At 55.6% G+C, this 11005-nt stretch carries 6 protein-coding genes and 1 pseudogene; 6 read left to right on the forward strand and 1 reads right to left on the reverse strand.

The window, feature by feature from the left end:
* Positions 1 to 801: 801 nt before the first annotated feature.
* Positions 802 to 1289, reverse strand: a pseudogene (locus ALO64_RS23260) (hypothetical protein).
* 1123 nt (positions 1290 to 2412) lie between these two features.
* On the opposite strand from ALO64_RS23260, the gene tig reads away from it, so the two are divergent.
* From tig to ALO64_RS23290, 6 genes are all read left to right on the forward strand, one after another.
* Entirely contained in the window at positions 2413 to 3723 is a 1311-nt protein-coding gene (gene tig / locus ALO64_RS23265; protein ID WP_002552733.1) for a trigger factor, read from the forward strand.
* Between the two features lie 91 nt (positions 3724 to 3814).
* The gene (gene clpP / locus ALO64_RS23270) at positions 3815 to 4456 is read left to right on the forward strand and encodes an ATP-dependent Clp endopeptidase proteolytic subunit ClpP (protein WP_002552734.1); all 642 of its coding nucleotides are present in this window, start codon (positions 3815 to 3817) and stop codon (positions 4454 to 4456) included.
* 106 nt (positions 4457 to 4562) lie between these two features.
* Positions 4563 to 5846, forward strand: a complete 1284-nt coding sequence (gene clpX / locus ALO64_RS23275) for an ATP-dependent Clp protease ATP-binding subunit ClpX (RefSeq protein ID WP_002552735.1) — start codon at positions 4563 to 4565, stop codon at positions 5844 to 5846.
* A gap of 210 nt (positions 5847 to 6056) precedes the next feature.
* Complete coding sequence (lon, locus tag ALO64_RS23280) at positions 6057 to 8453, forward strand: endopeptidase La (RefSeq protein WP_044344217.1); 2397 nt, start codon at positions 6057 to 6059, stop codon at positions 8451 to 8453.
* Positions 8454 to 8599: 146 nt separating this feature from the next.
* Positions 8600 to 8872 carry an HU family DNA-binding protein gene (locus tag ALO64_RS23285; protein ID WP_002552737.1) on the forward strand — a complete coding sequence of 91 codons (273 nt, stop codon included), beginning with the start codon at positions 8600 to 8602 and terminating at the stop codon, positions 8870 to 8872.
* Between the two features lie 211 nt (positions 8873 to 9083).
* Entirely contained in the window at positions 9084 to 10967 is a 1884-nt protein-coding gene (locus tag ALO64_RS23290) for a SurA N-terminal domain-containing protein (RefSeq protein WP_044344218.1), read from the forward strand.
* Positions 10968 to 11005: the final 38 nt, after the last annotated feature.

The raw sequence follows: 11005 nt of genomic DNA on the forward strand, positions 1-11005 counted from the left end.
GAAGAAAAGGCTTTTTCAGACCTTCCATAAGGACATCGTAATGCGGGCTGTCACTTTCGTAATTTTTTTTGCTGTAGCGCTTACTGGTTGCTCCTGAATACCTTCAGTGCCCTACGAAGAGCCTGCTCAGTCAGAAGACTTGGCACATGTTCGCGTTATCACGAACTCCAGTGTGTATGGAGATAGCATTATGGGTAGTTGTGCCCCTGCTACCCGCCACAAGATGGCTGATGCTGGACGTTTCGGGCGAGACGGCACGGCGAATATCAACTATCCGCAGTACCCCCTGAAATCGGCAAGCGTTCGCATGCCGAAGCGAGTTGCGCCCACGCTTACTGAATACGTCCCAGCCACCCGGATGGGCGAAGGTGTCTATAAAGAGGTTGTGACCGAGTATCGCGTCAGGACTGATCTCCCGTTTCAAATTGCAACCCTGGGCGCGACGATTGGTGGCAATGGCAGCACTTACTTGTCCTGTGCTGGCTGGAACCAGGGAAGGACTACGAGGCTTTAGTAGGGGTACGTAGCAGATCAAGCAACGATGGTGAGCAAGCGCTTATTTGCATGTTTGGAGTCATCGAGCTCGTGTCTCTGCCCGGAACTTCAATCGTGATTCCCCAAAAGCTGACACCTGCGGCACCTCCGCAGGTAGTCTGCAAAAACTGACCAGCACCGCCCGTCATTGGGCGGTTTTTGCATCTGGCAGAAACCAAAAAGCCCCAGCGGCCTGGGCTTTTGCGTTGAAGTGGAAAAGAAAGCTACCAGATTGTCGAGGCTCAGTCTCGCCATCAGGCTTTCTAGTTATTCGATGACAAGCAACACCTTGCCCTGGCACAGAAGAGGTGGGTTTGCTCCAGGGATCTCGAGTACGACGTTGTAGCCGCCGGATTCCATTGACGATAAATCTGCGGTGAACGAAAAAATTCACTTCAGGAGTTTTTCATTGTTGTACGTCTTCACCAGGTCAATTCGATCAACGATGGCGGGTCCTTGAACGTAGTGGGCTTTCCTTTGTAGCCGGTCAGGCGAAGTCTGATTTCTTTCGGAGCGTCCTGGTTCGCAGTGATCACCGAGCCGTTGAACATTGCGACGCCCCGCGGTACGTAAATGCTTGCTCCTGTTCCCGGGCTGATCTTCCCGGCAATTGAGTCAATGTTGCATTTGTAGGAAGAATAATAAGTGGTTTTAGTGGCTGCTGCGTTTCCCGTGCTCCCCTCCTTGTCTTTGCACCCCGTCAGTGTTGCTGAGGTGATGGCGAGAAAAGTAAGTGCAGCAATCATCTTGTACATGGTTTTTCCTGACGGGTTTCAATGTTTAAGGGCATTGATTTCTTGGCGTGTAAGAGCTCGGGCGATGCTGCTGGTGTGGTGCGAAAACAGTGCAGTTCATTCGTGGCGCAGGCTTCATTATTGTTGCCAGCAGCGGTGAAATCAGTGGTCGGATTATGTAGCGGATGGCTAAGCAGTAAAGGGGTGCGGCGGAGGTGCTGGCTCTCGTCAGGCCTTGCTGTGCCGCAAGGTTGGCGGGTGCCGGAGGCCGGTATGGTCACGCGGAAGATGGTCGGTTTTCGACGTTGTGTCTGGTTTAGGATGAGGCGTCATGGCCTGGCGTTGGGAGGTCCGCATGATTGCGGTCGTGCCGAGCGTGTCACTGTGGTGTTTGCTTCCTCAGTCGTTAATCTTTTTTAATCATGGCGTAGTGCAGAGTTGCAGGTCAGAAGCGTTACCTCGGTAAGTTGCACCGCCTTTCCGTGGTGCGCAGTGTGGCTGCTGCCGCAAGGTGTTTGAGCGTACGCCAGCTTTTGCCTCTGGTGGGTGACAAGTTGTAGGGCTTATCCGAGAGTAAAGTTGTCAGGCGCGTCAATTGCTTGCAATGGGTGGCGCGCGTGGGTTGCGTTGTGTACGATGCGCGCCGGGTTGAATAAGGCTGCAAGCAGCCCGGCGCTATGGAATCAGCAGCGCAAAATGTGCGTTGATTCATCAGGCTTCGAGGCTGAAGCCTTGCATGGCAGGTGTGCGGAGATTTCTTTGTGTTCTCCGTTCGCCAGAGCAGAAGTGATTCAAGCGAAAGCCCGGGTCGCTGCAAGCCGCGTGAAGCGGCTTTTTTTGTTTCAGCGTATTCGCTTTACCGTTTCACGGGGCCGGTGGCTTGCCGCCGTCGGTCGAGTGGGACGTGCTACCTGGATGGAGTCGGTCGTCTCCGGCGCTGATGCTTCTTTATATAGAGGCCGTGCCAGACGCGTCGCCGAGGGTGTGAGGCTTTTTTCTTCCTTGCGCTGCAGCGCTCCGCTTTCGTCCTATAAATCCACCCTTTTTCAGTAGGGTGACTTCTTGAGTTTGACCCACTAGAATGCATGCCCTTGATTCTGGGGTCGGAAACGGCCGGCTAACGTCTGTGCAACGAGGAATATCCATGCAAGTTTCTGTTGAAAATACTTCCGCTCTTGAGCGCCGCATGACCATTGGCGTGCCTGCCGAACGCATCGAGACTGAAGTCAACAAGCGTCTGCAGCAGACCGCACGCAAAGCCAAGATCCCGGGCTTCCGCCCAGGCAAGGTGCCTATGAGCGTGATCCGTCAGCGTTATGAAGACGGCGCACGTCAGGAAGCACTGGGCGATCTGATTCAGGCTACTTTCTACGAAGCTGTGGTTGAGCAGAAGCTGAACCCGGCCGGTGCTCCTGCTGTAGAGCCGAAATCTTTCGAAAAAGGCAAAGACCTGGAATACGTGGCTACTTTCGAAGTATTCCCGGAATTCACCGTTGCCGGTTTCGACACCATCGCCGTAGAGCGCCTGTCTGCCGACGTGGCGGACAGCGATCTGGACAACATGCTGGAAGTGCTGCGCAAGCAGAACGTTCGTTTTGAAGTGGCCGACCGTGCTGCCCAGAACGAAGACCAGCTGAACATCGATTTCGTGGGCAAGGTCGACGGCGAAGTGTTCGCTGGCGGTTCTGCCACGGCTACCCAGCTGGTGCTGGGTTCCGGTCGCATGATTCCTGGTTTCGAAGACGGTCTGGTTGGCGCCAAGGCTGGCGAAGAGCGCGTTCTGAACGTGACCTTCCCCGAGGACTATCAGAACCTTGAGCTGGCCGGCAAGGCTGCCGAGTTCACCGTGACCGTCAATACCGTTTCCGAGCCAAAGCTGCCTGAGCTGAACGAAGAGTTCTTCAAGCAGTTCGGTATCAAGGAAACCGGTATCGAAGGCTTCCGCACCGAGGTTCGCAAGAACATGGAGCGCGAGCTGCGTCAGGCGATCAAGTCCAAGGTCAAGAATCAGGTCATGGACGGTCTGCTGGCTGCCAACCCGATCGAAGTGCCTAAAGCGCTGCTGGAAAACGAAGTCAACCGTCTGCGCGTCCAGGCTGTTCAACAGTTCGGCGGCAACATCAAGCCAGACCAGTTGCCGGCTGAGCTGTTCGAAGAGCAGGCCAAGCGTCGCGTCGAGCTGGGTCTGATCGTTGCCGAGGTCGTCAAGCAGTTCGACCTCAAGCCTGATGATGCTCGCGTACGTGAAATGATTCAGGAAATGGCATCCGCCTATCAGGAGCCTGAGCAGGTTGTTGCCTGGTACTACAAGAACGAGCAGCAAATGAACGAGGTACGTTCTGTTGTGCTTGAAGAGCAAGTTGTAGATACTGTTTTGCAGAAAGCTAGCGTGACCGACAAATCGGTCTCCTACGAAGAAGCTGTCAAGCCGGTGGAAGCTCCAAAAGCCGACTGATTTCTCTTTTCGTGCGAAAACACCCACAAGCCAGCCTTCGCGCTGGCTTGTGCGTATTCAAGACTCGACTATTTGGGAGTGAATGCAGGACATGTCCCGCAATTCTTATATTCAGCAGAACTCTGACATCCAGGCCGCTGGCGGCCTGGTCCCGATGGTTATCGAGCAGTCCGCCCGTGGCGAACGCGCCTATGACATCTATTCGCGCCTTCTCAAGGAGCGAGTCATCTTTATGGTTGGTCCGGTAGAGGACTACATGGCCAACCTTATCGCGGCACAACTGCTCTTCCTTGAAGCGGAAAACCCGGACAAGGATATCCATCTCTACATCAACTCGCCGGGCGGTTCGGTGACAGCAGGCATGTCGATCTACGACACCATGCAGTTCATCAAGCCGGACGTTTCGACTATCTGTATCGGTCAGGCTTGCAGCATGGGTGCATTCCTGCTGGCAGGTGGTGCAGAAGGCAAGCGTCATTGCCTGCCCAACTCGCGGATGATGATTCACCAGCCGCTGGGCGGTTTCCAGGGTCAGGCGTCGGATATCGACATCCATGCCAAGGAAATCCTGCACATTCGTCATCGTCTCAACTCGCTGCTGGCGCATCACACCGGCCAGAGCCTCGAAACCATCGAGCGCGACACCGAGCGTGACAACTTCATGAGCGCAGAGCGTGCGGCTGAATACGGCCTGATCGACTCCGTGATCAACAAGCGTCAAATGCCTGCCTAAGCGGCTCAAAATGTAGGGGGTCGGCACAACCGACCGCCTGCGGACTTGAAAAAGCCCGCAATAGCCTTCATCTTGTGTTGCAAGCCTACCGGATTGGATCGATCGAATGACTGACACCCGCAACGGCGAGGACAACGGCAAATTGCTCTATTGCTCCTTCTGTGGCAAAAGCCAGCATGAAGTGCGCAAATTGATTGCCGGCCCCTCGGTCTTTATCTGCGACGAGTGCGTCGACCTGTGCAACGACATCATCCGCGAGGAGGTGCAGGAAGCACAGGCCGAAAGCAGCGCGCATAAATTGCCTTCGCCTAAAGAAATCAGCGGCATCCTTGACCAGTATGTAATCGGTCAGGAACGTGCCAAAAAGGTCCTCGCAGTAGCGGTGTACAACCACTACAAGCGTCTGAACCAGCGCGACAAGAAGAATGACGACGTTGAACTGGGCAAGAGCAACATCCTGCTGATCGGCCCTACGGGCTCCGGCAAGACGCTGCTGGCCGAAACACTGGCCCGTCTGCTCAATGTGCCGTTCACCATCGCTGACGCCACCACCCTGACCGAAGCCGGTTATGTGGGTGAGGACGTTGAAAACATTATCCAGAAGCTGTTGCAGAAATGTGATTACGATGTCGAGAAGGCCCAGATGGGCATTGTCTACATCGATGAAATCGACAAGATTTCGCGCAAATCCGACAACCCTTCGATCACTCGTGACGTTTCCGGCGAAGGCGTGCAGCAAGCCTTGCTGAAGCTGATCGAGGGCACCGTGGCTTCCGTTCCTCCGCAAGGTGGTCGCAAGCATCCGCAGCAGGAATTCCTGCAAGTGGACACACGCAACATCCTCTTTATCTGCGGTGGTGCCTTCTCGGGCCTGGAAAAGGTCATTCAGAACCGTTCCACCCGTGGCGGCATCGGCTTCAACGCCGAGGTTCGCAGCAAGGAGGAGGGCAAGAAGGTTGGCGAGTCCCTGCGTGAAGTCGAGCCTGACGATCTGGTCAAGTTCGGTCTGATCCCTGAGTTCGTGGGCCGTCTGCCAGTGCTTGCAACGCTGGACGAGCTGGATGAGGCTGCTTTGATACAGATCCTCACCGAGCCGAAGAATGCGCTGACCAAGCAGTATGCCAAGCTGTTCGAGATGGAAGGCGTGGACCTCGAGTTCCGCACCGATGCGTTGAAGTCGGTTGCCCGTCGCGCGCTGGAGCGCAAGACCGGTGCCCGTGGCTTGCGTTCCATCCTCGAAGGCGTGCTGCTCGACACCATGTACGAAATTCCGTCGCAAAGTGACGTGAGCAAGGTGGTGATCGATGAGAGCGTTATCGATGGTACGTCCAAGCCTCTGCTGATCTACGAAAACAGTGAGCCGCCTGCCAAGGTTGCCCCTGACGCGTAACACACGCAGGTGTATGGGCGTGTGAAGTAATACGGAAGGGGGCCTTTTTGGCCCCCTTTTGCATTTTTCAGCCGTTCATTCGTTTTGTATGAAGAAATTGATCTTGGCGGGTCGTGGCTCTAGAGCTTGTTTTTTTTGGACGCTACCCCCATCTTGGCTTCAAGCTAATTCCATCTGTCCCGGCCAATTGGCCGCCGTAGAGGCGAAATCATGAAGACCACTATTGAATTGCCTCTCTTGCCATTGCGTGATGTCGTGGTTTATCCGCACATGGTTATCCCGCTGTTCGTGGGGCGCGAGAAGTCTATCGAAGCCCTTGAAGCGGCAATGACGGGCGACAAGCAGATTCTGCTGCTCGCGCAAAGAAACCCGGCTGACGACGATCCTGATGAAAAGGCGTTGTACAACGTCGGCACTATTGCCACCGTACTGCAGCTGCTCAAGCTGCCTGATGGCACCGTCAAGGTGCTGGTCGAAGGTGAGCAGCGTGGTTCGGTAGAGCGTTTCATCGAAGTCGATGGCCATTACCGCGCCGACGTCGCGTTGATCGACGAAGTCGATGCGCCGGATCGCGAGTCCGAAGTATTTGTGCGCAGCCTGCTGGCTCAATTCGAGCAGTATGTGCAGCTTGGCAAGAAAGTCCCCGCAGGAGTCCTCTCGTCGCTCAACAGCATCGATGAGCCCGGTCGCCTGGTTGACACCATGGCAGCGCACATGGCGCTCAAGATCGAGCAGAAGCAGGAAATCCTCGAGATTATCGACCTGTCGGCCCGTGTCGAGCACGTGCTGGCCTTGCTGGATGCCGAAATCGACCTGCTGCAGGTTGAAAAGCGCATTCGCGGTTGTGTGAAAAAACAAATGGAGCGCAGCCAGCGCGAGTACTACCTGAATGAGCAGATGAAGGCCATTCAGAAAGAACTGGGCGATGGCGACGAAGGCCATAACGAAATTGAAGAGCTGAAAAAGCGCATCGATGCTGCCGGGCTGACCAAGGACGCTCTGACCAAGGCGACTGCCGAGCTGAACAAGCTCAAGCAGATGTCGCCGATGTCGGCCGAGGCGACTGTGGTGCGCTCCTACATCGACTGGCTGGTTCAGGTGCCGTGGAAGGCCCAGAGCAAGGTGCGTCTGGACCTTGCGCGCGCTGAAGCGATCCTCGATGCCGACCATTATGGTCTAGACGAGGTCAAGGAACGCATTCTCGAATACCTCGCCGTGCAAAAGCGCGTGAAGAAGATTCGGGGCCCTGTGCTGTGTCTGGTAGGTCCACCGGGTGTGGGTAAAACCTCCCTGGCCGAGTCCATCGCCAACGCAACCAATCGCAAATTCGTGCGTATGGCACTCGGTGGCGTGCGTGACGAGGCTGAAATTCGTGGTCATCGCCGGACTTACATCGGTTCGATGCCAGGAAGATTGATACAAAAGATGACAAAGGTGGGCGTCCGCAACCCGCTGTTCCTGCTTGATGAAATCGACAAGATGGGCAGTGACATGCGCGGCGATCCGGCGTCGGCATTGCTTGAGGTCCTGGACCCTGAGCAAAACCATAATTTCAATGATCACTACCTCGAGGTCGACTACGATCTTTCCGATGTAATGTTCCTGTGCACGTCGAACTCGATGAATATTCCGCCAGCCTTGCTGGACCGGATGGAAGTCATTCGCCTGCCGGGTTACACCGAAGACGAAAAGATCAACATCGCCGTCAAATACCTCTCGCCCAAGCAGATTCAGGCCAATGGCTTGAAGAAAGGCGAGATCCAGTTCGACGAGGAAGCAATCCGCGACATCATTCGCTACTACACCCGTGAAGCGGGCGTACGCGGTCTGGAGCGCCAGATTGCCAAGGTTTGCCGCAAGGCGGTCAAAGAACACGCCATGGAAAAACGCTTCTCCGTGCAGGTTACTGCCGAGATGCTCGAACACTTCCTGGGCGTGCGTAAATTCCGCTACGGGCTGGCCGAGCAACAGGATCAGATCGGTCAGGTCACAGGTCTGGCGTGGACTCAGGTGGGCGGTGAATTGCTGACCATCGAGGCTGCGGTTGTATCGGGCAAGGGCCAGTTGATCAAGACCGGTTCGCTGGGCGATGTCATGGTCGAATCCATTACCGCCGCGCAGACCGTGGTGCGCAGTCGTGCCCGTAGTCTGGGCATTCCAGCCGATTTCCACGAGAAACACGACACGCATATCCACATGCCGGAAGGCGCGACGCCCAAGGATGGACCAAGCGCTGGCGTAGGCATGTGTACTGCCCTGGTATCGGCGCTTACACAGATCCCGGTACGTGCCGATGTGGCAATGACGGGCGAGATTACCCTGCGCGGGCAGGTGCTGGCGATTGGTGGCCTGAAGGAAAAACTTCTGGCTGCGCATCGCGGCGGAATCAAGACGGTGATCATTCCGGAAGAAAACGTGCGTGATTTGAAGGAGATTCCTGACAATATCAAGCAGGATCTGCAAATCAAGCCCGTTAAATGGATTGACGAAGTCCTGCAAATTGCGCTGCAATACGCGCCGGAGCCGTTGCCGGACGTGGCTACAGATCTGGTCGCAAAGGAAGAAAAACGCGAGTCTGACTCTAAGGACAGAATTAGCACGCATTAAGACTGGGCAGGCTTCCTTGACAGCTTTTTAGAGCCCTTGTTATAAAGCGGCTCTTTAAAGCAAGCACCAGCAAGCCTTCCAGCGCTCGTTTTGCTTAACACCTAAAACTTAGAAACATACTCAATATAGAGATAAGGGGACTTAGAGTGAACAAGTCGGAACTGATTGATGCTATCGCTGCATCTGCTGATATCCCGAAAGCTGCTGCTGGCCGTGCGCTGGACGCAGTGATCGAATCCGTCACTGGCGCTCTGAAGGCTGGCGACTCGGTTGTTTTGGTTGGCTTTGGTACGTTCTCCGTGACTGATCGTCCTGCTCGCATCGGTCGCAACCCTCAGACTGGTAAGACGCTGGAAATCGCTGCTGCTAAAAAACCAGGTTTCAAAGCCGGTAAAGCCCTCAAAGAAGCTGTCAACTAAGCCTCTCGATGCCTTTGCCCGCTGGGTCGGGTCTGTCCTGATCCAGTAGCGGAGTGGTGGTGCATTCGGTTGCAACACCGAGGGGTTCGAGCCCTACCGCTCCGTCAGTTACGAGAAGGCGCATCCTCGGAGNNGGATGCGCCTTTCTTCTATCCGCTTTCTACCCACGCTCCGCGGTTGGTTAGTCAGTTCAACCGTTTTGGGGGACGCAATGCTGCAGAACATCAGGGACAATTCACAAGGCTGGATTGCCAAGACAATTATCGGAATCATCATCGCTTTGATGGCCTTCACCGGCATCGAGGCGTTGTTTACCGCTACCAGCAACAAGCAGAACGCGGCTGAAGTGAACGGCGAGGACATCTCTCAGAATGAGTTGAGCCAGGCCGTCGACATGCAGCGCCGCCAGTTGGCTCAGCAGCTCGCGCAGCAGTTGGGCAAGGATTTCGATCCTGCGATGCTGGATGAAAAACTGTTGCGTGAATCAGCCCTCAAAGGTTTGATCGACCGCAAGCTGCTTCTGCAAGGCGCAACGGATGCGAAATTCTCGTTTTCCGACGCGGCACTGGATCAGCAGCTTTTGCAGACGCCCGAGTTTCAGGTCGATGGCAAGTTCAGTGCTGACCGTTTCGATCAGGTGATTCGCCAGCTGGGTTACAGCCGTCTGCAGTTCCGCCAGATGCTTGGCCAGGAAATGCTCATCGGTCAGGTGCGTGCAGGTGTTGCCGGCAGTGCCTTCGTCACCGATGCACAGGTTGACGCTTTTGCCCGTCTGGAAAAGCAGACCCGTGATTTCGCTTCGCTGACCCTGCCTGCCGATACCACGGCTGTCAAAGTGACGGACGACGAAGTCAAGGCTCACTACGACCAGCATGCCAAGGAGTTCATGAGCCCTGAGCAGGTTGTGCTTGATTACATCGAATTGAAGAAGTCGTCTTTCTTCGACAAGGTGCAGGTCAAGGATGAGGACTTGCAGGCGGCTTATCAGAAAGAAATCGCCAATCTGTCCGAACAGCGTCGTGCTGCGCACATCCTGATCGAGGTGAACGACAAGCTGAACGACGAACAGGCCAAGGCGAAGATTGAAGAAATTCAACAGCGTCTGGCCAAGGGTGAAGATTTTGCGGCGCTGGCCAAGGAATATTCGCAGGACCCTGGTTCGTCCAGCAAGGGCGGTGATCTTGGTTACGCAGGCAAGGGTGTCTATGACCCTGCGTTCGAAGAGACATTGTATGCCTTGAACAAGGACCAGGTGTCGCAGCCTGTGCGTACCGACTTCGGCTGGCACCTGATCAAGCTGCTGGGCGTCGAGGCTCCATCGGTGCCGACATTTGCCAGTCTGAAAGACAAACTGACCACCGATTTGAAATCGCAGCTGGTCGAGCAGAAGTTTGTCGAAGTGACCAAGCAGCTGGAAGATTCTGCATTTGAATCGTCCGACCTGTCTCAACCGGCACAGGATCTGGGCCTGAAGGTTCAGACCACTGCGCCATTCGGTCGTGAAGGCGGTGAGGGTATTACAGCCAACCGCGCGGTCATCCAGGCTGCCTTCAGCCCGGAAGTGCTGGAAGAAGGCTCCAACAGCAACACGCTGGAGCTGGATCCGGAGACCGTCGTGGTGGTGCGCTCCAAAGAGCACCTGCAACCTCAGCAGTTGCCGCTTGAGAGCGTTGCCAGCTCGATTCGCGCTCAACTGGTCAAGGAGCACGCTACGGCTGCTGCCCAGGCCAAGGGCGAGGCTCTGCTGGCCGGGCTGCGTGATGGCAAGATCCCGTTGGCTGCGAAGCAGGATGGACGTGACTGGAAATCGATGGAAGCAGTCACTCGCAGTCAGGAAGGCGTTGATCCTCAAGTACTGCAGACGCTGTTCCGCATGCCCAAGCCTGATGGCAAGGGCAAGCCGGAATTCGCCAGCATTACTGCAGCCGATGGCAGCTTCGTGATTGTGCGTCTCAACGGCGTGAATCAGGCTGCTGCACCGACTGATGCGGAAAAGGCGCAATACCGTCGATTCCTCGCGTCGCGTGCGGGTCAGCAGGATTTCGCTGCGTACCGCGCACAGCTGGAAAGCAAGGCGAAGATCGAGAAGTTCTAAGCATCTCGAAACCCGCACAAAAAAGAAGGCCGCTCACT

The organism is Pseudomonas meliae, assembly GCF_001400515.1.
Lineage (GTDB): Bacteria > Pseudomonadota > Gammaproteobacteria > Pseudomonadales > Pseudomonadaceae > Aquipseudomonas > Aquipseudomonas amygdali.

Bases quoted from the DNA above. Each gene is read 5' to 3' on its own strand.
- tig (WP_002552733.1), top strand. From the start codon at position 2,413: ATGCAAGTTTCTGTTGAAAATACTTCCGCTCTTGAGCGCCGCATGACC.
- clpP (WP_002552734.1), top strand. From the start codon at position 3,815: ATGTCCCGCAATTCTTATATTCAGCAGAACTCTGACATCCAGGCCGCT.
- clpX (WP_002552735.1), top strand. From the start codon at position 4,563: ATGACTGACACCCGCAACGGCGAGGACAACGGCAAATTGCTCTATTGC.
- lon (WP_044344217.1), top strand. From the start codon at position 6,057: ATGAAGACCACTATTGAATTGCCTCTCTTGCCATTGCGTGATGTCGTG.
- ALO64_RS23290 (WP_044344218.1), top strand. From the start codon at position 9,084: ATGCTGCAGAACATCAGGGACAATTCACAAGGCTGGATTGCCAAGACA.